Source organism: Bradyrhizobium sp. USDA 4011 (assembly GCF_054063415.1).
Genome location: NZ_JBSSGG010000001.1, coordinates 294,410 through 318,038, shown reverse-complemented (window position 1 = coordinate 318,038; position 23,629 = coordinate 294,410). Strand labels below are relative to the sequence as shown.

Below are 23,629 nucleotides of genomic sequence, written 5' to 3'. Positions count from 1 at the left end.
TTGAGTCTTGATCTACGCCTTGATCTACGTCTTGGCGCCTCAATCCCGTCTTGATGCCGTCGCGGTTGGATGCGACGGAACAATCAGGGTGAACGATTTCTTAGCGGTTCTGCTCTTAGGTCGCAGGACTGATGTCGCGGTACGAATAGCGTGTGAGTGTGATCATGTCTGCATTCAGGAACTGGGCTCGCAAGGCCGCTGTGCTGTTTCTGCCGATCGCGCTCGGCGCCTGCGCGCAATACTCGCAACAATACAGCATGACGACCCCGCCGCCGGCAACCGGTCCGCTGGCCTGGGACGGCGCCGGGCAAGATCCGAATCAGCCGCAACCGCGACGGCATGCGCGGAATGCGTCGCCGGCGGTGGCGGAGACGCAACTGTCGGAAGCGGATGCCGACGACCGGCTGGCGCGCAAGCTCGTGATCTGCAGCACCTGCATCAAGCAGACGCCGGTGGCGGCGGCCGCGGGGCAGCCGACCAATCGTCAGGACGTCGCGAGCGTGACCAATCACTAGCGCGCTGACGCCCGAGATCGATCCGGCCTGCAGGCCTTAGTTAGGCCACGATGTCGTTCGATGCGCAGGCCCATGCCGTTCCGTAGCCTCATTGTTCCCGTCGTCGTCATCGCGCTTGCGGCCGCCATCCTGATTCATGGGGGTGGTTCGCGGGCCCATGCGCATGCGCCGTCGCATTGCGGCTTCTGGACCTCGATCGAGGCCGGATTGTCGTGCAGGTAATCTCCCGCCGGTGGCCTGGGCGGCAGTCCGGGAAAAGCGTGTCTCGACGCTTGCCCGTCCGGCCAATCGCCACTATACGTTCGCCCGTCGCGGCCGTTCGCCGGTAGCGGCCAGTACGGCACATCTCACGTCTAACGTATTGATTTGCCGGGAGTTTTGCTCCCTTCGTCTATCGGTTAGGACGCCACCCTTTCACGGTGGAGAGAGCGGTTCGATTCCGCTAGGGAGCGCCATCGGCGCCAAACCGGAAATCCAGCAGACTCAACGAATTATCGCGCAGGCGAACGCCTTGCCATGCGGTTCGGCTCGCTGTGAACAACGGCACAATCGCTGCAATCCGCCGGTTCTTCGCAACCCTTTGTAAAGCCCGCAGCGATAGGCGTGAGGCCCGGGGATGATGTGATGGCTTTAGGGTCCAAGAAGCGCGAAACGCGCAAATCGCTGCGCCAATCCGGGTGGATCACGCTCGACGGCGGATTCGCCGCACGGCCGTGCGTGGTCGAGGACATGTCCTCGTCGGGCGCAAAAATCACCGTGCAGGACAACAACACGCTGCCGGCCAAGCTGCGGCTGGCGTTTTCGCGCGACGCCCGCACCGGGCGCGCCTGCGAAGTGGTCTGGCGCGAGGGCAAGACGTTCGGCGTCAGATTCGTGCGCTAGCCTGATCCGGCCGCGCGCGATAGAAGGCCGGATGCGCAAGACCTGCTTCGCCGTCATCGCCGTCCTGCTGCCCGCCGCTGCGTTCGCGCAAGCCGGCGACCGCCGCAATTTCCAGACGCCGCGCGATGCCGGCAAAACCCTGCCGTCGAAATCCGCGACGCGGAGCAATCCCTGCTCCTCGTACGGACCGGGCTTCGTCAAGGTCGAGGGCTCCGACACCTGCGTGAGGTTAGGTGGCGCCATCAGTGTCGGTGCGGGGGTATCCGGCGGCCGCTGAGCGGCTTGCCGCTCACGACATCGGCGGCGCGACGATGCGAACGAAGGCCGGCCGCTGCGCGATCTCGCCGAACCAGCGTTCGAGATGGGGCAGCTTCGGCTTCGTGACGCCCTCGACACCGAACCAGCGCCGCGCAAAGGCGCCGAGTGCGATGTCGGCGATCGTGAACTGATCGCCCTCGACGTAGCGGCGGGTCTCAAGCTGCGCCTCGACGACGCGCCACACCACGCCCGCGGCATCGGCGTCCTTCTGGAGCTGGACCATGTCGCGCTTATCCGGTGCCGTGCGCACCAGTCCCCAGAACAGCGGGCGCTCGACCGGTTGCAGCGTCGACAGCGTCCAGTCGAGCCAGCGGTCAACGGCGGCGCGCGCCTTCGGCGCCTGCGGATAGACCGGCGAGCTCTGGCCGTAGGCCATGCAGAGATAGCGCATCACCGAATTGGATTCCCACAGCACATAGTCGCCGTCGACCAGCGTCGGGACGCGGCCATTCGGATTCATCGCGAGATAGTCCGCCTGATCGTTCTTGCCGAACTGCATGCCGGCATCGATGCGCTGATAGGGCAGGTCGAGCTCGGCGAGACACCAGAGCACTTTCTGTACATTGACCGAATTTGGCCGGCCCCAGATCGTCAGTTGCGGCTTGCTGTCCATGACGCGCTTTCTTTCCGCTGTTGTGCTTTGCGCGCGTTCTTAGCCGAACCATCGGGGAAAAGCGCGTGGTGAATTGTACCGAGCGCAAAAAAAGAGGCTCCGCCGCGATGCGGCAGAGCCTCGCCGATATCAGTCAAAGCGCGGTCAGTGACCGAACAGCAACCACAGCACGATGATCACCGGGATCGGCACACCCAACAGCCAAAGCAAAAGTCCTTTTCCCATCTCCTCGCCTCCTCGCATTCGTGTGAGGAGGCAACGTCAACTGCTGCGTCATGTTCCTCGCGATCGCTCCGCGTTTCGCCGATGGAGAAGCGCGGATAGGAACGTGTGCGCCGGCGCGGCGTTTACCAGTGCCCGGTGTTCGGCATCGAGGCCCATGGTTCGGCCGGCGCCTTCGGATCGCCCTTCTGCAGGAGCTCGATCGAGTGCAGGTCGGGCGAACGCACGAACGCCATGTTGCCGTCGCGCGGCGGACGGTTGATGGTGACGCCCATCTTCATCAGCTTCTCACAGGTCGCGTAGATGTCGTCGACCTCGTAGGCGAGATGGCCGAAATGGCGGTCCTCTCCGTATTTCTCCTCGTCCCAATTATAGGTCAGTTCGACCAGCGGCGCGCCGCGGCTTTGCGGCAGCGACTTGAGCAGATGGAGGTCTTCCTCCGCGCAGAGAAACACCAGCGTGAAGCGGCCCTTGTCATTGTCGATGCGGCGCACTTCCTTCAGCCCGAGCGCGTCCCGATAGAATTTCATCGCGACATCGAGATTGCGGACGCGCAGCATGGTGTGCAGATAGCGCATTTTCTTGTCCTCCTGGGAATTCAGAGATTTTGTTTCGGCTTGGGCGAGACGGGCGAAGAAATAGCAGCAAAACGCGGCGCGGGGCAGGGGCCTGCACGACTTTTGCGACCGCTCCGGACAACTGCGTTCTCAAGCTTTCGCGAGCTTTCGCACTGAGCGACCTGCGACATGCTCATGCCGCGCGATACGGGAAAGCTCCGCCCAGGAAAATTCTGGAACGGGGCTTTCGTGGTCGAGCCTTGGAGGCACGGTCCTCTATCTCATCGAATGCCCATCACTGCCAATCAAGGACGCGCGAGGTTTGACCTCCTCTAAAAGCAAACCCCGCGAGTGGGCTCGCGGAGTCTGATGCCGGCCGGCCTTGGGGAGATCGTGCCGGCAACCAGCCAGCTAACGGCGTTCGGACGGGCAGGTTCCAGGATCCCCAAAATAGAAAGCCCCGCAGGCTGGATGCGGGGCTTTCCCAGTTGACGGACTGGGGATCTCTCAGGGCGTGAGCCGTCAACTGTTGGGGCCAAACTTAAGGTTGAATTTATAAAATGCAACAGCGCCGCGTAGACGGAATATCCTCGTCCCACAGCGCTGCGCCAAACGCTGGGCCCTGAAATCCCCAGCGCATTTTTGTCTTGGCGCTGCGAAAAAGGTTCAAAGGAAAAACCCGGCGAGGGGGCATTTGCGGGGGCGTTCAGGGCCTGGGGGGCCGGATCACGCGCGACATGCGCGGCGCGCGCCGCCGCGCGCGCGATGCGAACGCCGTTGGCCGGTTGCGATCTCACACCTTGATGTCGAGAAGCGTCTCGACGGCATCGCGGTCGGCCTTGTTCTTGGCGGCGAAGACGTCGAGCACATCCTCGCTGATGATGCGCGGCTGCTCCTTCGCCGTTTGATCGACGACGAGCTGCACCCTGGCTTGCGTCACTTCGACAGGTACGGGGTAAACGAGCATGGCTCTCTCCCTCCGGCCGTCGAACCCTGTCAGGGCTTTCTTAACGATTTGTAAGCGCCTGAGCTCCGCGCTTTCGGTTCGAATCGGCGGCCCGGGCGGTATCGGCCCCGCTCGCCTGCCGCCCTGCTTGGCGCCATACTGCGGGCCCTTGGGACCGGACGGCGCGATCGATGAGGAACGGGCTCTATTCGATCCATATCCATATGATGGACGGCGTACGGGGCCGCGACAGTGGCGTTCTGATCCTGCGCGATGGTCTGCTGATCGGCGGCGGGCCGCATTTCTGGTCGATCGGCGCCTACACGACCGGCGAGGGCACCTGCAAGGGGCATCTCAGGACCAACCAGCATTCCCCGTTTTCCGACCCGTTCGCCCGACCGCTGTTCGCCGGCCAGGAGGTGACGAGCGGCTTCTCCGGCGCTTTCAGCAGTGACGAGGCCGAAGTGTTCGGGACCGTGCTGGTCGGAACCCGCAGCCTGAGCTTCCGGGCCACCTTGAAAAGGCTGGCCGACGCCTGATTGCGGCAAAGCTGTGGACGAGTGCGCAGCAAGCCTCGCATTCTGTTTGGCAAATCGACCTGTGGCGGTTGTGGATTTGCTGCGGACAAGCGCGGGATATCGTTGTGGATGATGCTGCTGCGGCTTCAGGCATCCCAACGGCACCTTACCGGGCCACCGCTAACCCTACCGGGTTAGGTTAAGGGCAATATCGCGTTGTCACCACCTGCGATTGCAGTAGGGATGGTTGCAGGTGACAGCCATGACGCCATCGTTCCATAGCGCTGACAGACCGACCCACCGGCGCGTGATGGTGGTGGGCTTGCTGCTCTGTTCCGCCTTTGTCGCGATCAGCTTCTGGCTTCGGCCGCAGCCGGAGAGCGGCAAGGTGCTCGTGAAAGCGGACCGGCTGGTCCGCACGGCAGGAGAGGCGCGGAAATCAAACTAGCAGTCTGCTGAAAAACCTTGAAATGGAGAGCTTTCTTGTTGTTGCGGCCGTTGTTGGGTCGGCGCGGTGGAGTTGGTTATAGTTTTCCAGGCTGGTGTTGGGTGTACCCTGACGCGGGGTGGCTAGGCGGCAAGCAGTTTGGGAATGCGGATCAGGTTATAGGCGATCAGATTGAGCAGGAAATCGGCGGCGACGCGGCCGATGCCACGATGTTTGGTCTTGCGCATGGTGCCGTGCTGCTTGCCCCATCCGAAGATGCACTCGACCATCGCCCGGCGTGATTGCGACATGCCATATCCCGGATGCCGCGTGGTTCGTTCGTCGATGGCGCTGTTGCGGGTCTTGCCGGTTTTGGTGACGGCCTGGTTCTGCGTCACATGCGGCGTCACGCCGATGGCGCGAAGATTGGCGACATGATCGACGGTATCGTACGCCTTGTCCTCACCGGCGGTGATACGGCGGCCTGCGGCTTTGCGTCTCGCCCTCAGCATGGTCTCCGAAGCCCGGCGTTCGGCGGTGCCATCGGCATGTGTGACCCTGCCGGCCACCGCCAGCCCATGCCGATTCTCCATGGTGACGTGGCCCATATAGCAAAGCTTGGCCTCCCGTCCGGCCGCCTTGCGATAAAGCCTGCTGTCCGGATCGCTGGTGCTCGCATGGGTGTCGTTCTTGCGCTTCTGGCCGTGGAAGTTGGCGCCGTCCTCATCGTCGCCGCTGCCGTCCTTGGGGCGAAAGCTCTTCTGTGAAGCCCAGGCTTCGATCAGCGTTCCATCCACCGAGAAGTGCTCGTCCGACAGCAGCGGTTTGACCTGCGGATGGTTCAGAAGCCTGGTCATGAACTTCGTGAACACATCGCCGTTCTGCAGCCGCTCCCGGTTCTTGGTGAAGGTGGTCGGGTCCCACACCGGATCGTCCGGCGACAGTCCCACGAACCAGCGGTACAAAAGATTGTAGTCCAGTTGCTCCATCAACTGGCGTTCCGAGCGGATGCCGTAGAACACCTGCAGCAGCAAGGCGCTCAACAATTGCTCTGGAGGGATCGAAGGGCGTCCCTCGCTGGCGTAGAGCCTCCCAAGGCTGCGGTTCAAATCACTCAAAACGTCCCGGACAAGTTCCCGAACCTGCCGCAGCGGATGGTTCGCTGGCACACGCTTATCCGGCGCAATGTACGAAAACAGGCCGCCCTGATCCGTAAACCTGCCGCGCATCATCATCTCCACCGAATCGAGATGATAAAGTGAATCATCAAGCCCCCTCCGTGGCGAGGGGTTCTTCAGCAGACTGCTAGAGCCGAAATCAAACTAGGGTCGTCAAGCCGCGCTCCGGCGCTCAGTCCGGCAGCTTCCCGTTCGGATGCTTGTGATACATGGCGATGCCGATAAAGCCGGCAAAGCCCATCACATTCAGCAGCAATTCCATCCATGCCGGCATCGATCCCAACCTCGCTCACCGCCAAGCTAATCTCTGAGGTTGTGTTTTTGTTCCCGCGCTAACCGATGGTAGCTTTGCGCATTAGCATGGCTGCGGAACCGGAACGCCGGGCTCCGGGACCGCCATCGCTGCAACCATCCCATTGGGCCGGCGTTACCCTTGCGGACTTACGTGAGGAGGTTGCGATGAGAAAGGTATTGGCAGTTTTGGCAACGGTCACGACGGTCGGCGCAACGATGATCAGTGCGCCGGCACAGGCGCGTCATATCGGCCCCGGTCTGGCTTTCGGTCTGGCTGCCGGCGCACTCGCCGCGGGCGCTGCCGCCGCCTATGGGCCCTACTACTACGGACCCGGCTACTATCCCGGCTATTACTACGGCCCGCGTTACTATGGCTACTACGGCCCTGGTCCCTACGCCTACTATCGCCCGTACTATCGGCACCACTACTATCGCTATTGGTGATGGCGGCGAGCCCGGAGCAGAGCGCTCCGGGCTTTCTCAATCGTGCGTCATGGTGTGATCGCGCGGAAGTGCGTTCGGGTGGTCGCTCCGGTGGGCGCACGCGATCGGCGCGACATCAAGCGCTCTTGCGCTGCAATCCACTCCAGACATTGCCAAGCGTGGTGTCGTAATATTCCTGGCGATCGCGCTCGAACTTCTGCTGCGTCGCGCGGAAGCTGGCAACGCGGGCGACGATCTCTTCGCGCTCGCGCGCGGCACTGTCCTTCTGATCGGCCATTGCCCATCCTCTTCGTCATGGTCCTATCCCCGCCGCGCATTGGCATCGGTGAATTGGGCGTCAATGCGGAGCAGACTTTGCAGGATTGTGATGAAGCCAAGGCAGCCGAAAAGGCAGCGGACGAGCAGTGAGCCTGACGCGCCAGCGGAGCAAGTCGCCAACCTAATCCGATCACGGCGGCCTCACCGCCGATCGCTCGCGTGATGGTTGCGCTCGCAATCGCGCCGACCATGCTATAGTCGCGGCGGCCAACCGGATCATTCCCAGTGATTGCAAAAGATCTGCGCAGTGGCGTCGAGCGACTCGGCAACATGATTGCCGAGGCCTCATCGATCGTGCCCTTCACCGGGGCGGGTATCTCCACCGAGTGCGGCATTCCCGACTTCCGCTCGCCTGGCGGGTTGTGGGCGCGCAACCGGCCGATCCCGTTCGACGAGTTCGTGGCCAGTCAGGAAGCGCGCGACGAGTCATGGCGTCGGCGCTTCGCGATGGAACCGACATTTGCGGCCGCCAAGCCGGGGCGCGGGCATCGTGCGCTCGCGTCACTCTACCGGGCAGGCAAGGTTCCCGGCATCATCACCCAAAACATCGACAATCTGCATCAGGCGTCGGGTTTCAAGGCCGATGACGTCATCGAGCTGCACGGTAACACCACCTACGCCCGCTGCATCGGTTGCGACAAGGATTACGACCTCGCGTGGGTGAAACTGCACTTCGACAAGACCGGTGCTGCGCCCGACTGCTTGGAGTGTGGCGATCCGGTCAAGACCGCGACAATCTCGTTCGGGCAGTCGATGCCCGAGGATGCGATGCGTCGCGCGGCGGAACTCTCTCGGCACTGCGACCTGTTCCTGGCGATCGGCTCATCGCTGGTGGTGTGGCCCGCCGCAGGCTTTCCGATGATGGCGAAGGAGAGCGGCGCGCGGCTCGTGATCATCAACAACGAGCCGACCGATCAGGACGACATCGCCGACCTGGTGATCCGGCACGACATCGGCGACACGCTTGGTCCATTCGTAGGCAATTGACGCCTGATTGATTCGCGGCTGTGCAAGCCTGTTCATAGTTCCCGCAAGAATCGTTTTTTAGCTATGCCCGGCAAGCGGGAGTGTTATCTTTTGGTTGAGAGATTCGCGCAGCGTCCAGATGATTTGTCCAAGTGAGTTGGTCATGGAGAGCAGCGTGTACAGGGTGCGCCGCAACGTCGGCGCTCTGCATTTGATGTGTGGGGTCCGGGGTCATGGGGTCGGACGGATTTGAGTCCAAGAAGCTCGGCGGACCGCCGATCGGCGGAGTTGGGCAAAGCAGGATTGCACAAGGCGAGTATGGCAGCGCGCCGCGCGATCCGGCGATGGATGCCTTCTCCGGTCTCGGCGACGCCGCGGCCAACCTCGTCGAAGTCTCCGGCGTCATCAAATGGTTCGACGCCTCGAAAGGCTACGGCTTCATCGTCCCCGACAATGGCTGGCCCGACATCCTGCTCCACGTGACGGTGCTGCGGCGCGACGGCCATCAGACCGCCTATGAGGGCGCGCGGCTCGTCGTCGAGTGCGTGCAGCGCGCGAAGGGCTACCAGGCCTTCCGCATCGTCTCGATGGACGAGTCGACTGCGATCCATCCGGCGCAGATGCTGCCGCCGCGAACCCATGTCACGGTAACCCCGACCAGTGGGCTCGAGCGTGCACAGGTCAAGTGGTTCAACCGGCTGCGCGGCTTCGGCTTCGTGACCTGCGGGGAGGGCACGCCCGACATCTTCGTGCACATGGAGACGCTGCGCCGCTTCGGCATGACCGAGCTGCGCCCCGGCCAGTACGTGCTGGTGCGGTTCGGGCCCGGCTCCAAGGGCATGATGGCCGCCGAGATCCACCCGGAGACCGGTCCGTCGGCGCTGTCGTCGCACTGAGCCCCGCGCTGGACTCCCTGACGGAAACGTGAGCCGCCGGCGAGCCGCCAAGGCTCTGGCATTTGCCGCAATCATCGGGTTAGGGTCCGCCGGAAAATCTTCCCCGGTGTGAGTATTTGTTGATGGATTTCGATCGCATGGTTGGGCGGCTTCGCCCATGGCTCGTGGCCTCCCTCATCATGATGTTCGGCGCGCTGCTGGCCCCGGCCGCGCAGGCTGCCAGCGTCCAGCCGCTCGAGATCGTCACCAAGTCAGGCGTGCACGTCTTCTCCGTCGAAATGGCGACCACCGAGCAGGAGAAGGAGACCGGCCTGATGTACCGGAAGGAGCTCGCGGACGGCAAAGGTATGCTGTTCGACTTCACGCCGGAGCAGGAAGTGTCGATGTGGATGAAGAACACCTACATCTCGCTCGACATGATCTTCATCCGCGCCGATGGGCGCATCCTGCGGATCGCCGAAAACACCGAGCCGATGTCGACCAAGATCATTCCGTCGCGGGGGCTCGCCAGGGGCGTCCTCGAGGTGATTGCCGGCACCGCGCAGAAATACGGCATCCAGCCCGGCGACCGGGTCGGCCACCCGTTGTTCGGCGGCCACTAGCTCTCTGTTCCCTTGCGGGTTTCAGGGCGGAAAACCGCCGCCGATGTCCCAGCCGGAAGTCCCGCACCGGCGCCTTGCTGGCGCTGGCTGAAGCGTGTATCCACGGGGCTTCTCGGAAATGTCGGGGTATAGCGCAGCCTGGTAGCGCGGCAGTTTTGGGTACTGCAGGTCGTTGGTTCGAATCCAGCTGCCCCGACCATTTAATTCAAGGACTTGATAGGTTTTTCGAGGCCTTTTACGTCCCAGATTTTGGGTCTGGGAAGAGCATGGAAGGAAGAGGGCGGCGTCTTGGACAAGCCCGTCGAACTTACCGATCCGGCCACCGAACTCGCCGATCTTGTTGAGCAGCTGCGATCGACGAAGCGAATGCCGACTGGATTAGAAGCAATCGCTGGCGTCATGGTCGCTCAAAACGATGCGATCTTTGTTGATCTGCTGCCGAAGCCCCGCGCTCCGCTCGTCGCAACTTCAGCCGCCCGAGCGCTGACAGATCAACGAGCCGGCGGGTTGTAGCGATCCAAGATCACGGTTCTTGAGCCGCTCTCGGACGGTCGCGGGATGGCGTCGTCGAATTTGTGATAGCGGTCAAACTGCTGCTGCTCATCGCGCAGATGTGGCGCTTCGGCGGGCGCGTAAGCTCTATTTGCACCGTTCCAGTGATCAAATCCCGACACGACGCAACCCCGTCTTGATTCAGATGCAGGTGGGTTAGCATCGTTGTAAGGGTATCTCTGTATCGCCGTGGCAACACCACCAGCAATCCGCCCGACATGAGGACACGGATTGTTTCTGTGGCTCTCTGTGCGTGAACAGGCACGGGTAACCACGCTTCGGCCGGGATGTCTTGCCTGACGCAACAACGCCGCCTGGACGGAATATGGGTCGTCCAGACGGCGTCGCCGAATACTGGGCCCTGAAATCCCCAGTGCCCATGGGTCGTCCTCGCGTGAAATAGGTTCAACGTCGCGGCGCCTTGCCGCTGTCGCCCGAGGGGCGGACCGAAACCCGATCTCGAGCGGATGTGGCTTGCCGATGGTGCGCGCGGGCTGGCAGGTTGGCTCAGCCTGACAAGACCAATCCGCGAGGAGGCACCATGGCGCGCAGACTGATCGATATCTCCGTTCCCCTGCAGAACGACGTTCCGGCCGATCCGCCGGGCAATCACCCGACCATCCAGTATATCGACCACCAGCAAGGGCTGCCGCGCATGCTGCAGTTTTTCGATGGGCTGAAGGCTGCGGATCTGCCGGACGGGCAGGGCTGGGCCGTCGAGCAGGTCTCGCTCTCCACGCACAACGGCACGCATCTCGACGCGCCCTGGCATTTCCATCCGACCATGAACGGCGGCGAGCGCTCCTGGACCATCGACGAGGTGCCGCTGGAGTGGTGCTTCCAGCCCGGCGTGAAGCTCGACTTCCGCCATCTGCCTGACGGCTACGTCGCGACCGCAGGCGATGTCGAAGCCGAGCTGAAGCGGATCGGCCATACGCTGTCGCCGCTCGAGATCGTCGTCGTCAACACCAGTGCCGGCGCCAAATACGGCCAGCCGGATTACGTCAATTCGGGTTGCGGTATGGGCTATGAGGCGACGATGTATCTGCTCGAGCGCGGTGTGCGGCTGACCGGCATCGACGGCTGGAGCTGGGATGCGCCGTTCGTCTTCACTGCGAAGCGATACGCCGAGACCAGGGACGCCAGCCTGATCTGGGAAGGCCACAAGGCCGGACGCCACATCGGCTACTGCCACATCGAGAAGCTGCACAATCTCGAGCAACTGCCGTCGACCGGGTTCATGGTGTCGTGCTTCCCGGTGAAGATCGAGCGCGCGTCGGCGGGATGGACGAGGGCCGTTGCGATCCTTGATAGCTAGAGCGTTTCAGAACCGAACCTGCTCAAGCCGTTTCGGGGTTTTTCGCCAGGTGCGGGAACCGGTGGACAAGCCCATCATTCCAGCTGGTTGTTGCGGCAAGGCTACAGCCTGAGGCAGCCGAATCTGCTCTGATACACGTCGTAGATGCATTGGGTGATCGGGCCGGCGGCTCGTCCTCGCGTCCCGATTTCTGAAGCGTTCTCTCCCGTGACTAGAGCCCCGGCGTCTCCCGGGGCTCTTTCTTGCGTGCCGGAGACGAGCCACGCCCCAGCCGGTAAACCAGTCCCAGCAGGACAACCAAGCCGCAAAAAGAAAATCAGGTGCGCCGGGACCGACGCACCTGATTCATGTCTTCAATATCGCTTGTGTCGGCCGAGCGGTTGCTACCACCGGCAAACGCGAACACCACGTGGGGTCCACCAGCAACGGGGCCCGACATAACCGCCGTAGTAGCCATAGCCGCGGCCATAGCCCCAACCGCGGCCGCGACCCCAGCCGCCGCGATAGCCATAGCCACGTCCGCCGCCGCGCCAGGCTTGCGCAGGCGAGGTGGTGGCGCCGACCAAGATGGCAGAGGTGCTTGCGACATAGACGAACAACAAAGCGACTGCTGCGAGGCAACGAGTCAGGATATTGTAGCGTTTAGTCATTCTGAAGATCTCCAGTCACTTCCAAACATCTGAACTGATGCTGGCTGTCTCGCTCAGACGCGCGAGACCGGCGTCCGGTTCGAGCATGCTAAGACAATATTTTCACTAAGGTTCTTGCGAGCTCTAACGACTCTATTGAGACCAAAAGGTAAGGTCAAGTTACAGTCCCGCCTGCAAAGGATGATGAGGTTGCTGCGCTCGTCTTGTCGTTCATCCGCCGTTCATTCTGTTCATCTTGCATTGCGCCGATATGATTGTGCATCGCAGAAGCAGAGATTTGCGAGCCGCGGAAAATGCCGTCGAGAACTTGAAGTCGACACGATCATGTTCTCTGAGCGTTTCAGAATCCTCCCTGAAGAGTGCCCATGCCGAAACAACACACCTATGTCCTAGGTCTCAACGTCTACGACCATGACGTGAGCGCCTGCCTGCTGCGTGACGGCGCGATCGCCTATGCGATCTCCAAGGAGCGCATCACCCGTGAGAAGCACGCCTCCGGCTTCTACAAGGAAGTCATCGACTACTGCCTGTCCGCCGAGGGCATCACGCTCGACGACGTCGATCTCGTGGTGCGCAACAGCTACATCCTGCCGGTGCCCGAGATGGAGGAGCGGATGCTCCACCAGGACATGCCGGGCTTCCTGCCGATCGCCGAGCGCAACGAGGCAATCAAGCATCCGCTGTTTCGAGCGAAGTCCGACAAGGTGGTGTCGATCTCGCATCACCTGGCGCATGCCTATAGCGCGTTCGCGGTGTCGCCGTTCAAGGACGGCGTCGTGATGATCGTCGACGGTGTCGGCAACTATCAGGCCGACGCGATGGAAACCTATCCGCAGGATGGGGCATCACCGCTCGCCCGCGAGTCCGAGAGTTACTACAGGTTCGACGACACCAGGCTCGAATGCCTGAAGAAGGTCTTTATGGAGCCCGCGCGCGGTCTCTTGTCGGACGAGTTCTACAACATGCCGGGTTTAGGGGCGCTGTACAGTCGGGTCTCGACCTATGTGTTCGGTGACTGGAACAAGTGCGGCGAGTTGATGGGGCTTGCGCCCTATGGCCGCCATGAGCAAGTCGGCCATCTGCTCGAGATGAAGGACGGCAGGCTGCACGTGCCGTTCTGGGGCGAGGAGAACCGGCAGCCCTTCGTGCTCGACAGCGGCAGCTGGGAGAAGAATCCCGCGATGCGGCACTGGGAGGACATCGCCTGGCGGGTGCAGGACGACACCGAGAACGTGCTGCTGGCGCGGGCGCGCTGGCTGCGCGAGACCACCGGCGCGAAGAACCTCTGCATCGCCGGCGGCGTCGCGCTGAACTGCGTGGCCAACGGGCGCATCGCGCGCGAGGCCGGCTTCGACAACGTCTGGATCCAGCCCGCCGCCGGCGACGACGGCATCGCCATCGGCTGCGCTTATTACGGCTGGCTGAAGATCCTCAAGCAGCGCCGCTCGTTCGTGATGGACCACGCCTATGTCGGCCGGCGCTACAGCGACGCCGAGGTCGCGGCCGCGCTGCAAAGCTTCCTGGTCCGCATCCAGGTCGACGCGAAGCGCAGCGACAATATCTGTCGCGATACCGCGAAGCTGCTCGCCGACCAGCGCGTGATCGGCTGGTTTCAGGGGGCCTCTGAATTCGGTCCGCGCGCGCTCGGCAACCGCAGCCTGATCGCCGACCCGCGCAAGGCCGAGATGAAGAACATCCTCAACAGCCGTGTCAAGCACCGCCAGGCCTTCCGCCCGTTCGCGCCAATCGTGCTGGCCGAGCGGATGAAGGAGATCTTCGAGGGCGAGGAGGACTCCCCCTACATGCTAATCGCCAAGCCGGTGCGGCCGGAGTGGCGCGACAAGATCCCGGCGATCGTGCATGTCGACGGTTCGGCGCGGGTGCAGAGCGTGCGGGAGGAAACCAACCCGGTGCTCTATCGCCTGCTGAAGGAGTTCGAGGCGCTGACCGGCGTGCCGGTGCTGATCAACACCTCGTTCAACGTCAAGGGCGAGCCGATCATCGAGACGCCGCAGGATGCGGTGAGCTGCTTCCTCACCACCGGGATCGACAACCTCGTGCTGCACGACACGCTGGTGTCGAAGACCGCCATGCACAAGGTCGTCACGCCCGTGATGACGACGTTCGGCGACGTCGCCACCATCGTCTCCTCGACGACGCAGGACGGCAGCCGCGGCGGCGGCTGAAGTTCGTCAGGCAGCCTTTGCGGGTGCTGCGGGCTTCTGCGCCGGCGGCTTGATCGGCTTGTCCTGCCGCTTCGACCACGAGATGTAATAGGCCACGATCGTCATGATCGCGATGCCGGAGATGCTGACGAAGATCTGCGCGAACAGCGAGCCCGAGCTCATCGAGAGCTCGAAATGTCCGACAAAGGACAGGAACACACCGACGCAGAACACCGCGAGCGACTGCTGGCCGCAGACGATCAGCGGATCGAACATCTTCCACTCCAGCGCCGACCAGTCCTTCGGGACGAAGCGGATCACCAGCACCGTGATCACCACGAAGTGCAGGAAGCGATAGGGCGCGAGGTTGGTCTTGTCGTTCGGGTTGAAGGTCGAATACAGCCAGTCCGGGAACATCGCGCCGAAGTCCGGAAATCGGCCGGCCATCGTCATGATCAGGGCGAAGATCATATAGGCGATGCAGAACCACAGCGTATAGCGCGAATTGATGATGTGCATGTTCGCGCGCGCTCCGCCCATCGCGCACCACGAGCCGAACACGAACAGCACCTGCCAGGCGAATGGATTGAAGTACCAGGTTCCGGCCGGGTAGGCGGGCAGGTTCCAGCCCATGTGCCGCGCCACCAGCCACAGCGCGAGCGAGGCCAGCATGGTCCAGTTCGGCTGTCGGAGCATGAACCACAGCACCGGCGGGAACAGGCCCATCAGCACGATGTAGAGCGGCAGCACGTCGAGATTGACCGGCTTGAACTTCAGGAACAGGCCCTGTCGCAGCGTCTCGGTGGCGTTGTCGACGAGGCCGGCGACATTGAACTCGTTGATGATCTCGGAATCGCCGAAGCGCAGCGCCAGATAGCTGATCGAAGCGATGTAGATCACGAACAGGATGATGTGGGCGACATAGAGCTGCCAGACCCGCTTGGTCAGCCTTGTGGCGCCGACGATGAAGCCGCGCTCGAGCATCATGCGGGCATAGACGAAGGATGCGGTGTAGCCGGAGATGAAGACGAACAGGTCCGCGGCATCGCTGAAGCCGTAATTCCGGGTCGTGATCCAGTTCACGATATTGTCGGGGATGTGATCGAGATAGATCGCCCAGTTCGCGATCCCGCGGAACAGGTCGAGCCGGAGGTCACGTCCTTTGTCGGGCAGGTGAGCGTGGATTTCCATGGGGCGCCACTTCCTCGAGATGATGCTGTCGAGAAGGCCGCGCCGCAGGCCCAAGGGGCTCCAAACGGAAGCCTCCCGGGGCCAGATTGTCACAGCGCGGTAGAATGACTATACCGGTCCGGCGAAGGCTCCCTCCGAGATCGAGGAATCACCGTTCGGATCGTTGAACGGTGTCTCTATACTATCCCGGCGGTTTCCTTCAAATCGCTTCCATATCGCACATCCCACGGGGCCGACCATCCATGACCGCACGCATTTTTAAGCCCGCCAAAAACGCGATGCAATCGGGACGTGCCAAGACCAAAGAGTGGCAGCTGGATTACGAACCGGAGCAGCCGCGCACCGTGGAGCCCTTGATGGGCTGGACCTCATCCACCGACATGAAGCAGCAGCTCACGCTGCGGTTCGAGACCAAGGAGGAGGCGGTCGCCTATTGCGAGCGCAAGGGCATCGCCTACCAGGTGATCGAGCCGAAGGATTCGGCGCACCGCCAGATCGCCTATGCCGACAATTTCGCGTTCCGCCGCTGGGAGCCGTGGACGCATTAGGCCAAACCGTTTCAAGACGAGTTCAATTCCGTCATGGCCGGGCTTGTCCCGGCCATAAACGTCTTTGCTGCCTGAATGAAGAAACGATGTGGATGCCTGACACGAGGCGGGGCATGACGAGTCTGGCGGAAGGGGCACCGGGTCAGTCCGCGGGGCTTGGCGCGGCGAGGGCACCCGGGATCGGCAGCGGCGCATCCTTGGAGACGCCGAGCACCGGAAAGCTTCGAATTTTGCGCACGTTGGGCAGACCCGCGAACTGCAGCAGCTGCTGACGCATGTCGTCGACGCTGGGCGCGACGCATCTCAGCATGAAATCCGCATCGCCCGAGATCCGCCAGCATTGCAGGAAGCGCGGCACGGCGGCGACCGCCGCCTCGAACGCCTCGATCGCAACCAGGTTCTGGCTGTCGAGCTGGATCAGGACGAAAGTCGTCACCTCGTAGCCCAATAGCCGTTCGTCCAGCGTGGCGCGGATCGCCTGCACCACACCGCGGCTGCGCAAGGCGCGGACCCGGCGCAGACAGGGCGGGGCGGTGATGCCGACGCGTTCGGCGAGCTCGTTGATCCTGATCCGGCCGTCCCGCTGCAATTCGGACAGGATCCGCAGATCGATGTCATCGAGCTGTGGGCTCTCTGTCACAGTCACGAGCCCGCTACCGCAGTCCGCGGGCTCTTGCTGCCGCTGCCGACCCGACCGAGCGCGGCCTGCGGTGCGACGCCCGACAGCACCAGCTTCTCATGCGCTGCGATGATGGCGTCGCGGGTCAGCCGGCCGCCGGGGCGGTACCAGGTGCAAAGACCCGTCAGCAGCGCAATGATGGCGAAGGTCGCGACCTGGATATCGCCGACTTCGAACACGCCGTCCGAGACCCCCTCGGTGAGAATCCGCGCCAGCCGCTGCTCATAGGCACCGCGCAACGCCACCACGACGTCGTAGTTCTTGGCATCGAGGCTGCGCAGTTCCGAATTGGCGATGAAGACCTCGCGCTTGCGGGTCATGTGATAGCTGACGTGGAAGGCGACGAACGCGCGCAGCCTTTCGACCGGATCGGCCTTGCCCTCCAGCGCGAGATCGAGCTCGCGCAGCAAATCGTTGATATGCTCCTGCACCAGATCGAACAGCAGGTCCTGCTTGGTTGAGATATGGTTGTAGAGTGAGCCGGCCTGGATGCCGACCTCGGCGGCGAGCTGGCGCAGGCTCATCGCCTCGTAGCCGCGCTCGAAGATCAGGCGCACGCCGGCCTTGCGGATCGCCTCCAGCGTCGTGGGGCCATGTGAGCCGATCGTGCGTGCCATCGGGGCCTCGGAGGGATGTTGGCTTGTCAGGGAGCGCCGGAAACAAGCAAACGACCGTATGTATATCGCACGAAATCCCAGTAAATTCAACGAACTGCGGATTTCACATGCGAACCATAGCACAGTCGCTTGCGAAGCCAAGAAAAAAACGTATGATCGTTTAATTGCGAGATGAATCTCATGGGAGGGATCATGGCCTCGAACCGGGCGGCAATCTTCAATTTTGACCTTGGCGAGACCGCGGATGCGATCCGCGAGACGGTGCATGACTTCTCGACCAACGAGATCGCGCCGCGCGCCGCCGAGATTGATCGCTCCAACACCTTTCCGCGCGACCTCTGGCCGAAAATCGGCGCGCTCGGCCTGCACGGCATCACGGTCGAGGAGGAGTACGGCGGATCGGGCCTCGGCTATCTCGAGCACTGCATCGCGGTCGAGGAGATCTCGCGCGCGTCGGCTTCGATCGGGCTGGCTTACGGCGCGCATTCCAACCTCTGCGTCAACCAGATCCGCCGCAACGGCAACGAGGCGCAGAAGCGCAAATATCTGCCCAAGCTGATCTCCGGCGAGCATGTCGGGTCGCTGGCGATGTCCGAGCCGTCGGCCGGCTCCGACGTGGTCTCGATGAAGACCCGCGCCGAGAAGAAGGGCGACCGCTTCGTGCTCAACGGCAACAAGATGTGGATCACCAACGGTCCCCACGCCGAGACGCTGGTGGTCTATGCCAAGACCGATGCCAATGCCGGCCCGCGCGGCATCACCGCCTTCATTATCGAAAAGGGCATGAAGGGATTTTCCACCGCGCAGAAGCTCGACAAGCTCGGCATGCGCGGTTCCGACACCTGCGAACTGGTGTTCGAGGATTGCGAGGTGCCGGAAGAGAACGTGCTCTCCGAGGTCGGCCGCGGCGTCAACGTCTTGATGTCCGGTCTCGACTATGAGCGCGCGGTGCTGGCGGCGGGACCGATCGGCATCATGCAGGCCTGCATGGACGTCGTGCTGCCCTACGTCCACGAGCGCAAGCAGTTCGGCGAGCCGATCGGCTCGTTCCAGCTGGTGCAGGGCAAGATCGCCGACATGTACACCACGATGAACGCCTCGCGCGCCTATGTTTACGCGGTGGCGAAGGCCTGCGACCGCGGCGAGACCACGCGCGAGGACGCCGCCGGCGCCATCCTCTATGCCGCCGAGAAGGCCACCCAATGCGCGCTGGACGCGATCCAGCTCTTGGGCGGCAACGGCTACATCAACGACTATCCGACCGGCCGGCTGCTGCGCGATGCCAAGCTCTACGAGATCGGCGCCGGCACCAGCGAGATCCGCCGCATGCTGATCGGCCGCGAGCTGTTCGCGAAGACGGCCTAGAGTCTTCTCCCTCGCCCCGCTCTTGCGGGGAGTGGGGTGGGGTGAGGGGCTGTCACCGCGTCGGTGGTGAAAGATAACCCTCCGCTCATCGTCCTACCGTGTCCTCCAACGAAACGTGCAACAGCGATGCCGCTTCATTCGACGATCGATCCCACATCCTCTGAGTTCGCCCGCAACGCCGATGTGATGCGCAGCCTGGTCGCGGAGCTCCGCGACAAGCTCAAGCAGGTCGCCGGCGGCGGCGGCGAGACCTCGCGCAAGCGGCACACCTCGCGCGGCAAGATGCTGGCGCGCGATCGCGTCGATCTGCTGATCGATCCCGGCACCGCATTCCTCGAACTGTCGCCGCTCGCCGCCAACGGGCTGTACGGCGGCGACGTCCATTCGGCCAGCGTCATCACCGGCGTCGGACGCATCTCCGGGCGCGAATGTATCATCGTCGCCAATGATGCCACCATCAAGGGCGGCACCTACTACCCGCTGACGGTGAAGAAGCATCTGCGCGCCCAGGACATCGCGCGGCAGAACAATCTGCCCTGCGTCTACATGGTGGATTCCGGCGGCGCCTTCCTGCCGCTGCAGGACGAGATCTTTCCCGACGAGCGGCATTTCGGCCGCATCTTCTACAACCAGGCCCAGATGTCGTCGCAGGGCATCCCGCAGATTGCCATCGTGATGGGCTCCTGCACCGCGGGCGGCGCCTATGTGCCTGCGATGTCGGACGAGAGCATCATCGTGCGCAACCAGGGCACGATCTTCCTCGGTGGTCCGCCGCTGGTGAAGGCTGCGACCGGCGAGGTCGTCACCGCCGAAGAGCTCGGCGGCGCCGACGTCCACTCCCGGCAGTCGGGTGTGACCGATCATTACGCGCAGAACGACGCCCATGCGATCGGCATCGCGCGGCGCATCGTCGGCACGCTGAAGCAGCCGGCCAAGGCGCCGCTCAACATGAAGGCGCCGCAGGAGCCGCTGTTTCCCGCCGAGGAGATCTATGGCGTGGTCTCCGCCGACGGCCGCAAGCCGTTCGACGTGCATGACATCATCGCGCGGATCGTCGACGGCTCCGAATTCGACGAATTCAAGAAGCTCTACGGCACCACGCTGATCTGCGGCTTCGCCCATATCTGGGGCTATCCGGTCGGCATCATCGCCAACAACGGCATCCTGTTCAGCGAGAGCTCGCTGAAGGGCGCGCATTTCATCGAGCTGTGCTGCCAGCGCGGCATTCCCCTGGTGTTCCTGCAGAACATCACCGGCTTCATGGTCGGCAAGAAGTACGAGGCCGGCGGCATCGCGCGCGACGGCGCCAAGCTGGTGACCGCGGTTGCGACCGCCGGCGTGCCGAAATTCACCGTCGTGATCGGCGGCTCCTACGGCGCCGGCAATTACGGCATGTGCGGCCGCGCCTACAGCCCGCGCTTCCTCTGGCTGTGGCCGAACGCCCGCATCTCGGTGATGGGCGGCGAGCAGGCCTCGATGGTGCTGAGCCAGGTGCGCCGCGACGGCATCGAGGCCAAGGGCGAGAGCTGGTCGGCGGAAGAGGAAGACAAATTCCGCGAGCCGATCCGTGCGCAATACGAGAAGCAGGGCAATCCCTACTACGCGACCGCGCGGCTCTGGGACGACGGCGTGATCGATCCCGCCGATACCCGCCTGGTGCTCGGGCTCGGCCTGTCGGCCGCCGCCAACGCGCCGATCGAGCCGACGAAGTTCGGCCTGTTCAGGATGTGACCCAGGATCTGATCATGGACCGCTCAAAACTCTATCGGCGTTTCCGCACGCTTCTGGTCGCCAACCGCGGCGAGATCGCCTGCCGCGTCATCCGCTCGGCGCGCGCCATGGGGCTGCGCACGGTCGCGGTCTATTCGGAGGCCGACCGCGAAGCGATGCACGTCGCGCTCGCCGACGAGGCCGTGCTGCTCGGGCCCGCCCGGGCGCGCGACAGCTATCTCAACATCGAACGGGTCATCGCAGCCGCAAAACAGACCGGCGCCGAGGCCGTGCATCCCGGCTACGGCTTCCTGTCCGAAAATGCCGAGTTCGCGCAGGCCTGTCTCGATGCTGGTCTGGTGTTCGTCGGCCCGACCGCCGCGATGATGACCGCGATGGGCTCGAAATCCGGCTCGAAGGCGCTGATGGAGAAGGCCGGCGTGCCGCTGGTGCCCGGCTATCACGGCGAGGCGCAGGACGAGGCGATCCTGGCGGAGGCCGCCAACCGGATCGGCTTCCCGGTGCTGGTCAAGGCGTCGGCCGGCGGCGGCGGTCGCGGCATGCGCGTGGTCAATTCGGCGGGCGAGCTGTCGGCCGCGATCACCAGCGCCAAGCGCGAGGCCAAGGCGGCGTTCGGTGACGACCGCATGCTGATCGAGAAGTACGTGCAGAACCCGCGTCATATAGAGGTGCAGATCATCGGCGACAGCCACGGCAATCTGCTCTCGTTGTGGGAGCGCGAATGCACGCTGCAACGCCGGCACCAGAAGGTGATCGAGGAAGCGCCGTCGCCGACGCTCAACGCCGCGCAGCGCGACACGGTCTGCGAAGCCGCGCGAAAGGCGGCCGGCGCGGTCAATTATGTCGGCGCCGGCACGATCGAGTTCGTTTCTGACGGCAAGGATGTGTTCTTCATCGAGATGAACACCCGTTTGCAGGTCGAGCATCCCGTCACCGAGCTGATCACCGGCGTCGATCTCGTCGAGTGGCAGCTGCGCGTCGCGTTCGGCGAGGCGCTGCCGCTGAAGCAGGACGAGATCGGGCTGAACGGACACGCGATCGAGGCGCGCGTCTACGCGGAAAATCCGCAGAAGAACTTCATGCCCTCGGTCGGCCGCATCAAGACCTGGCGGACGCCGCCGGAAGGCGACGGCCTGCGCATCGATGCCGGCTATCGCAGCGGCGACAACGTCTCGCCGTATTACGACGCGATGCTCGCGAAGGTGATCGCCTGGGCGCCGACGCGCGAAGGTGCGATCGAGAAGCTCAATCGCGGGCTGCAAGAGACCGATGTCCGCGGCATCGTCACCAACATCCCGTTCCTGTCGGCGCTGGTGACGCATCCGAAGACGCGCGCCAACGCGATCGATACCGGCTTCATCGAGCGCGAGCTGAAGAACCTGACATCAGGCACCGGTGCTGCCGGTGAGTTCGAGCTCTGCGCGGCGGTGGCCGCGATCGTCAACGACGAGCAGAAGGCGGCGCGCCGCGAGGCCAACTCGCCCTGGCAGACGTTCGGCTGGATGCCGGTCGGCCGCCGTCAGCGGGTGTTCTCGTTCCGGCAGGGCCACGAGGCGCCGCACACCATCACGTTGCACTATGGCAATGGACCGTCGACGATCTCCGTCGGCGGGCGCGAGCTTGCCTTTGCCATCTCGTCACCCGGCGATGATGGCTTCGACCTGACGCTCGACGGCCTCAAGTCGCGTGTCGCTTCGGTCATCGAGGGCCACGAGCTTTACTTGCGCACCCGCAACGGCCGTTTCGACCTGCACTGGGTCGACCCGTTCGGCGGCGAGAGCGAGGAGCAGGTCGGCGAAGACAAGATCGTGGCGCCCTTGCCGGGCACCGTGGTCGCGCTGCTGGCCGAGGAGGGCGCGACGCTGGAGAAGGGCGCGCCGATCCTCACGCTCGAGGTGATGAAGATGGAGCAGACCCTGCGCGCGCCCTATGCCGGGGTGCTGAAGAAGCTCAAATGCAAGGTCGGCGACATCGTCGGCGAGGGCGTCGAGCTTGCCGAAGTCGAGCCCGCGGCCGCGTCATGAGCGATCAGATCCACATCGTCGAGATGGGGCCGCGCGACGGCCTGCAAAACGAGAAGACGCCGGTCAGCATCGAGGCGCGCATCGCCTTCGTCGAGGCGCTGGTGGCGGCGGGGCTTAAGACGGTCGAGGTCGGCGCCTTCGTGTCGCCGAAAGCGATCCCGCAGATGGCAAGCTCCGACCAGGTGCTGCGCGGCGTCAGCCAAATCAAGGACAAGGTCAAGGACGCCGAATTCCACGTGCTGGTGCCGAACGAGAAGGGCTATGACGCCGCGCGCGCGGCCGGTGCCCAGGTCGTCTCGGTGTTCGCGGCGGCCTCCGAAGGCTTCTCGCGCGCCAATATCAATTGCTCGATCGCGGAATCGATCGAGCGCTTCAAGCCGGTACTGGCGCGCGCCAAGGCCGATGGCGTCAAGGTGCGCGGCTATATCTCCTGCGTGCTCGGCTGTCCGTTCGACGGCGAGATCAAGCCAAAGGCGGTCGCCGATCTCGCGATGACCCTGTGGGATCTCGGCTGCTACGAAATCTCGCTCGGCGACACCATTGGCGTCGGCACGCCGCTCAAGGCCAGGGAGATGCTGCGCGCGGTCGGCGCCGAGCTTCCGGTCGGCAACCTCGCGATGCACTTCCACGACACCTATGGCCAGGCGCTCGCCAATCTCTATGCCGGCATGGAGGAGGGCGTGCGCGTCATCGATGCCGCCACCGGCGGCCTCGGCGGCTGCCCCTATGCGCCCGGCGCCACCGGCAACGTCGCGACCGAGGATGTCGTCTACATGCTCGAGGGCATGGGCGTCAAAACCGGTGTCGACATGGAGAAGCTGCTGTCTGCGACGAACGAGGTCGCCGGCTTGCTCGGCCGTCCGCCGGCCAGCCGCGTCGCCTCCGCGCTGAACGCGAAACGGAAGCGGCAGAGCGGATCGTAGTCCTCCACCGCAAGGGTTCCATGAGCTGCAAGCTGGAACCCGTTTTGCAGCGCACACCTCCTTCGTTCTCTGCTCTGGGTCAAAACCCCTCGAAAGCGTTCATGGCTTGGTGACTCAAACATGCTGAGGTGAGGGGGGCTCGCAATTGCTCCAGGTGCGTCTCGCCATGT

Annotated in this window: 28 protein-coding genes and 2 tRNA genes; 21 read left to right on the top strand and 9 right to left on the bottom strand. The window is 63.4% G+C overall.

All coding sequences use genetic code 11. The annotated features are described in order from the left end of the window. The first annotated feature begins 164 nt into the window (after positions 1-164). From ACVW1C_RS01700 to ACVW1C_RS01680, 5 genes are all read left to right on the top strand, one after another. A complete protein-coding gene (locus tag ACVW1C_RS01700; protein ID WP_456756893.1) occupies positions 165-515 on the top strand; it encodes a hypothetical protein in 351 nt (116 codons plus the stop codon). A 72-nt stretch (positions 516-587) separates the two neighbouring features. Continuing rightward, entirely contained in the window at positions 588-737 is a 150-nt protein-coding gene (locus tag ACVW1C_RS01695) for a hypothetical protein (RefSeq protein ID WP_456756892.1), read from the top strand. Between the two features lie 158 nt (positions 738-895). After that, positions 896-970, top strand: a tRNA-Glu gene (locus ACVW1C_RS01690). Positions 971-1,139: 169 nt separating this feature from the next. Further along, positions 1,140-1,397: a PilZ domain-containing protein gene (locus tag ACVW1C_RS01685; protein ID WP_176531167.1), complete on the top strand. Its 258-nt coding sequence runs from the start codon at positions 1,140-1,142 to the stop codon at positions 1,395-1,397. Positions 1,398-1,428: 31 nt separating this feature from the next. Next, the gene (locus ACVW1C_RS01680; protein ID WP_456756891.1) at positions 1,429-1,674 is read left to right on the top strand and encodes a hypothetical protein; all 246 of its coding nucleotides are present in this window, start codon (positions 1,429-1,431) and stop codon (positions 1,672-1,674) included. Between the two features lie 12 nt (positions 1,675-1,686). Here the strand turns inward: ACVW1C_RS01680 and ACVW1C_RS01675 are convergent, their stop codons facing one another. The 3 genes from ACVW1C_RS01675 to ACVW1C_RS01665 form a co-directional block, all read right to left on the bottom strand. Beyond that, entirely contained in the window at positions 1,687-2,328 is a 642-nt protein-coding gene (locus ACVW1C_RS01675; RefSeq protein WP_456756890.1) for a glutathione S-transferase family protein, read from the bottom strand. A 347-nt stretch (positions 2,329-2,675) separates the two neighbouring features. After that, a complete protein-coding gene (locus ACVW1C_RS01670) occupies positions 2,676-3,128 on the bottom strand; it encodes a VOC family protein (RefSeq protein ID WP_456756889.1) in 453 nt (150 codons plus the stop codon). A gap of 772 nt (positions 3,129-3,900) precedes the next feature. After that, complete coding sequence (locus tag ACVW1C_RS01665; RefSeq protein ID WP_375783207.1) at positions 3,901-4,074, bottom strand: hypothetical protein; 174 nt, start codon at positions 4,072-4,074, stop codon at positions 3,901-3,903. A gap of 170 nt (positions 4,075-4,244) precedes the next feature. Between ACVW1C_RS01665 and ACVW1C_RS01660 the strand changes: the two genes are divergently transcribed. Both ACVW1C_RS01660 and ACVW1C_RS01655 read left to right on the top strand, forming a co-directional pair. Next, positions 4,245-4,592, top strand: coding sequence for a GrlR family regulatory protein (locus ACVW1C_RS01660; protein ID WP_456756888.1), 348 nt, complete (start codon positions 4,245-4,247; stop codon positions 4,590-4,592). Between the two features lie 241 nt (positions 4,593-4,833). Further along, the gene (locus ACVW1C_RS01655) at positions 4,834-5,019 is read left to right on the top strand and encodes a hypothetical protein (RefSeq protein ID WP_298363392.1); all 186 of its coding nucleotides are present in this window, start codon (positions 4,834-4,836) and stop codon (positions 5,017-5,019) included. 122 nt (positions 5,020-5,141) lie between these two features. Here ACVW1C_RS01655 and ACVW1C_RS01650 read toward each other — a convergent pair whose 3' ends face one another. Then, on the bottom strand, positions 5,142-6,227 hold the full coding sequence (locus ACVW1C_RS01650; protein WP_456756887.1) for an IS5 family transposase: 1,086 nt from the start codon (positions 6,225-6,227) through the stop codon (positions 5,142-5,144). Between the two features lie 408 nt (positions 6,228-6,635). On the opposite strand from ACVW1C_RS01650, the gene ACVW1C_RS01645 reads away from it, so the two are divergent. Continuing rightward, the gene (locus ACVW1C_RS01645) at positions 6,636-6,914 is read left to right on the top strand and encodes a hypothetical protein (protein WP_456756886.1); all 279 of its coding nucleotides are present in this window, start codon (positions 6,636-6,638) and stop codon (positions 6,912-6,914) included. Positions 6,915-7,029: 115 nt separating this feature from the next. On the opposite strand, the gene ACVW1C_RS01640 is transcribed toward ACVW1C_RS01645, so the two are convergent. Then, positions 7,030-7,191: a hypothetical protein gene (locus ACVW1C_RS01640; RefSeq protein ID WP_456756885.1), complete on the bottom strand. Its 162-nt coding sequence runs from the start codon at positions 7,189-7,191 to the stop codon at positions 7,030-7,032. Here ACVW1C_RS01640 and ACVW1C_RS01635 point away from each other — a divergent pair. The 7 genes from ACVW1C_RS01635 (at position 7,191) to ACVW1C_RS01605 (ending at position 11,566) form a co-directional block, all read left to right on the top strand. Then, positions 7,191-7,322, top strand: coding sequence for a hypothetical protein (locus ACVW1C_RS01635; protein WP_456756884.1), 132 nt, complete (start codon positions 7,191-7,193; stop codon positions 7,320-7,322). The two genes, ACVW1C_RS01640 and ACVW1C_RS01635, sit on opposite strands and share 1 nt — an antisense overlap. 135 nt (positions 7,323-7,457) lie before the next feature. Continuing rightward, positions 7,458-8,219, top strand: coding sequence for an SIR2 family NAD-dependent protein deacylase (locus ACVW1C_RS01630; protein WP_456756883.1), 762 nt, complete (start codon positions 7,458-7,460; stop codon positions 8,217-8,219). Between the two features lie 212 nt (positions 8,220-8,431). Beyond that, complete coding sequence (locus ACVW1C_RS01625; protein WP_456756882.1) at positions 8,432-9,094, top strand: cold-shock protein; 663 nt, start codon at positions 8,432-8,434, stop codon at positions 9,092-9,094. Between the two features lie 122 nt (positions 9,095-9,216). Continuing rightward, entirely contained in the window at positions 9,217-9,696 is a 480-nt protein-coding gene (locus ACVW1C_RS01620; RefSeq protein WP_456756881.1) for a DUF192 domain-containing protein, read from the top strand. Between the two features lie 122 nt (positions 9,697-9,818). Then, positions 9,819-9,895, top strand: a tRNA-Pro gene (locus ACVW1C_RS01615). A gap of 89 nt (positions 9,896-9,984) precedes the next feature. Beyond that, positions 9,985-10,209 carry a hypothetical protein gene (locus tag ACVW1C_RS01610; RefSeq protein ID WP_456756880.1) on the top strand — a complete coding sequence of 75 codons (225 nt, stop codon included), beginning with the start codon at positions 9,985-9,987 and terminating at the stop codon, positions 10,207-10,209. A gap of 580 nt (positions 10,210-10,789) precedes the next feature. Then, positions 10,790-11,566, top strand: a complete 777-nt coding sequence (locus ACVW1C_RS01605) for a cyclase family protein (RefSeq protein ID WP_456756879.1) — start codon at positions 10,790-10,792, stop codon at positions 11,564-11,566. A 383-nt stretch (positions 11,567-11,949) separates the two neighbouring features. On the opposite strand, the gene ACVW1C_RS01600 is transcribed toward ACVW1C_RS01605, so the two are convergent. Continuing rightward, positions 11,950-12,216 carry a hypothetical protein gene (locus tag ACVW1C_RS01600; protein ID WP_173643424.1) on the bottom strand — a complete coding sequence of 89 codons (267 nt, stop codon included), beginning with the start codon at positions 12,214-12,216 and terminating at the stop codon, positions 11,950-11,952. Positions 12,217-12,581: 365 nt separating this feature from the next. Between ACVW1C_RS01600 and ACVW1C_RS01595 the strand changes: the two genes are divergently transcribed. Then, the gene (locus ACVW1C_RS01595) at positions 12,582-14,402 is read left to right on the top strand and encodes a carbamoyltransferase family protein (protein ID WP_456756878.1); all 1,821 of its coding nucleotides are present in this window, start codon (positions 12,582-12,584) and stop codon (positions 14,400-14,402) included. A gap of 6 nt (positions 14,403-14,408) precedes the next feature. On the opposite strand, the gene ACVW1C_RS01590 is transcribed toward ACVW1C_RS01595, so the two are convergent. Then, positions 14,409-15,572: an OpgC domain-containing protein gene (locus ACVW1C_RS01590; protein ID WP_456756877.1), complete on the bottom strand. Its 1,164-nt coding sequence runs from the start codon at positions 15,570-15,572 to the stop codon at positions 14,409-14,411. A gap of 242 nt (positions 15,573-15,814) precedes the next feature. Between ACVW1C_RS01590 and ACVW1C_RS01585 the strand changes: the two genes are divergently transcribed. Then, a complete protein-coding gene (locus ACVW1C_RS01585; protein ID WP_456756876.1) occupies positions 15,815-16,120 on the top strand; it encodes an ETC complex I subunit in 306 nt (101 codons plus the stop codon). Between the two features lie 142 nt (positions 16,121-16,262). Here the strand turns inward: ACVW1C_RS01585 and ACVW1C_RS01580 are convergent, their stop codons facing one another. Both ACVW1C_RS01580 and ACVW1C_RS01575 read right to left on the bottom strand, forming a co-directional pair. Further along, a complete protein-coding gene (locus tag ACVW1C_RS01580) occupies positions 16,263-16,760 on the bottom strand; it encodes an Lrp/AsnC family transcriptional regulator (protein ID WP_456762979.1) in 498 nt (165 codons plus the stop codon). Positions 16,761-16,762: 2 nt separating this feature from the next. Further along, positions 16,763-17,416 (bottom strand): TetR/AcrR family transcriptional regulator, encoded by a 654-nt coding sequence (locus tag ACVW1C_RS01575; RefSeq protein ID WP_456756875.1) that lies wholly within the window; start codon positions 17,414-17,416, stop codon positions 16,763-16,765. A gap of 192 nt (positions 17,417-17,608) precedes the next feature. On the opposite strand from ACVW1C_RS01575, the gene ACVW1C_RS01570 reads away from it, so the two are divergent. The 4 genes from ACVW1C_RS01570 to ACVW1C_RS01555 all read left to right on the top strand — a co-directional run bounded on the left by ACVW1C_RS01570 (position 17,609) and on the right by ACVW1C_RS01555 (position 23,459). Next, positions 17,609-18,781 carry an isovaleryl-CoA dehydrogenase gene (locus tag ACVW1C_RS01570; RefSeq protein WP_456756874.1) on the top strand — a complete coding sequence of 391 codons (1,173 nt, stop codon included), beginning with the start codon at positions 17,609-17,611 and terminating at the stop codon, positions 18,779-18,781. A gap of 126 nt (positions 18,782-18,907) precedes the next feature. After that, positions 18,908-20,512 carry a carboxyl transferase domain-containing protein gene (locus ACVW1C_RS01565; RefSeq protein ID WP_456756873.1) on the top strand — a complete coding sequence of 535 codons (1,605 nt, stop codon included), beginning with the start codon at positions 18,908-18,910 and terminating at the stop codon, positions 20,510-20,512. A 14-nt stretch (positions 20,513-20,526) separates the two neighbouring features. Further along, the gene (locus ACVW1C_RS01560) at positions 20,527-22,536 is read left to right on the top strand and encodes an acetyl/propionyl/methylcrotonyl-CoA carboxylase subunit alpha (protein WP_456756872.1); all 2,010 of its coding nucleotides are present in this window, start codon (positions 20,527-20,529) and stop codon (positions 22,534-22,536) included. Next, positions 22,533-23,459, top strand: a complete 927-nt coding sequence (locus ACVW1C_RS01555) for a hydroxymethylglutaryl-CoA lyase (RefSeq protein WP_456756871.1) — start codon at positions 22,533-22,535, stop codon at positions 23,457-23,459. Before ACVW1C_RS01560 ends, ACVW1C_RS01555 begins: the two co-directional genes overlap by 4 nt. The last annotated feature ends 170 nt before the right edge of the window (positions 23,460-23,629 follow it).

Coding starts and splice junctions, on each gene's coding strand:
- ACVW1C_RS01700 (WP_456756893.1), top strand. CDS start 165: ATGTCTGCATTCAGGAACTGGGCTCGCAAGGCCGCTGTGCTGTTTCTG.
- ACVW1C_RS01695 (WP_456756892.1), top strand. CDS start 588: ATGCCGTTCCGTAGCCTCATTGTTCCCGTCGTCGTCATCGCGCTTGCG.
- ACVW1C_RS01685 (WP_176531167.1), top strand. CDS start 1,140: ATGGCTTTAGGGTCCAAGAAGCGCGAAACGCGCAAATCGCTGCGCCAA.
- ACVW1C_RS01680 (WP_456756891.1), top strand. CDS start 1,429: ATGCGCAAGACCTGCTTCGCCGTCATCGCCGTCCTGCTGCCCGCCGCT.
- ACVW1C_RS01675 (WP_456756890.1), bottom strand. CDS start 2,328: ATGGACAGCAAGCCGCAACTGACGATCTGGGGCCGGCCAAATTCGGTC.
- ACVW1C_RS01670 (WP_456756889.1), bottom strand. CDS start 3,128: ATGCGCTATCTGCACACCATGCTGCGCGTCCGCAATCTCGATGTCGCG.
- ACVW1C_RS01665 (WP_375783207.1), bottom strand. CDS start 4,074: ATGCTCGTTTACCCCGTACCTGTCGAAGTGACGCAAGCCAGGGTGCAG.
- ACVW1C_RS01660 (WP_456756888.1), top strand. CDS start 4,245: ATGAGGAACGGGCTCTATTCGATCCATATCCATATGATGGACGGCGTA.
- ACVW1C_RS01655 (WP_298363392.1), top strand. CDS start 4,834: ATGACGCCATCGTTCCATAGCGCTGACAGACCGACCCACCGGCGCGTG.
- ACVW1C_RS01650 (WP_456756887.1), bottom strand. CDS start 6,227: ATGCGCGGCAGGTTTACGGATCAGGGCGGCCTGTTTTCGTACATTGCG.
- ACVW1C_RS01645 (WP_456756886.1), top strand. CDS start 6,636: ATGAGAAAGGTATTGGCAGTTTTGGCAACGGTCACGACGGTCGGCGCA.
- ACVW1C_RS01640 (WP_456756885.1), bottom strand. CDS start 7,191: ATGGCCGATCAGAAGGACAGTGCCGCGCGCGAGCGCGAAGAGATCGTC.
- ACVW1C_RS01625 (WP_456756882.1), top strand. CDS start 8,432: ATGGGGTCGGACGGATTTGAGTCCAAGAAGCTCGGCGGACCGCCGATC.
- ACVW1C_RS01620 (WP_456756881.1), top strand. CDS start 9,217: ATGGATTTCGATCGCATGGTTGGGCGGCTTCGCCCATGGCTCGTGGCC.
- ACVW1C_RS01605 (WP_456756879.1), top strand. CDS start 10,790: ATGGCGCGCAGACTGATCGATATCTCCGTTCCCCTGCAGAACGACGTT.
- ACVW1C_RS01600 (WP_173643424.1), bottom strand. CDS start 12,216: ATGACTAAACGCTACAATATCCTGACTCGTTGCCTCGCAGCAGTCGCT.
- ACVW1C_RS01595 (WP_456756878.1), top strand. CDS start 12,582: ATGCCGAAACAACACACCTATGTCCTAGGTCTCAACGTCTACGACCAT.
- ACVW1C_RS01590 (WP_456756877.1), bottom strand. CDS start 15,572: ATGGAAATCCACGCTCACCTGCCCGACAAAGGACGTGACCTCCGGCTC.
- ACVW1C_RS01585 (WP_456756876.1), top strand. CDS start 15,815: ATGACCGCACGCATTTTTAAGCCCGCCAAAAACGCGATGCAATCGGGA.
- ACVW1C_RS01575 (WP_456756875.1), bottom strand. CDS start 17,416: ATGGCACGCACGATCGGCTCACATGGCCCCACGACGCTGGAGGCGATC.
- ACVW1C_RS01570 (WP_456756874.1), top strand. CDS start 17,609: ATGGCCTCGAACCGGGCGGCAATCTTCAATTTTGACCTTGGCGAGACC.
- ACVW1C_RS01565 (WP_456756873.1), top strand. CDS start 18,908: ATGCCGCTTCATTCGACGATCGATCCCACATCCTCTGAGTTCGCCCGC.
- ACVW1C_RS01560 (WP_456756872.1), top strand. CDS start 20,527: ATGGACCGCTCAAAACTCTATCGGCGTTTCCGCACGCTTCTGGTCGCC.
- ACVW1C_RS01555 (WP_456756871.1), top strand. CDS start 22,533: ATGAGCGATCAGATCCACATCGTCGAGATGGGGCCGCGCGACGGCCTG.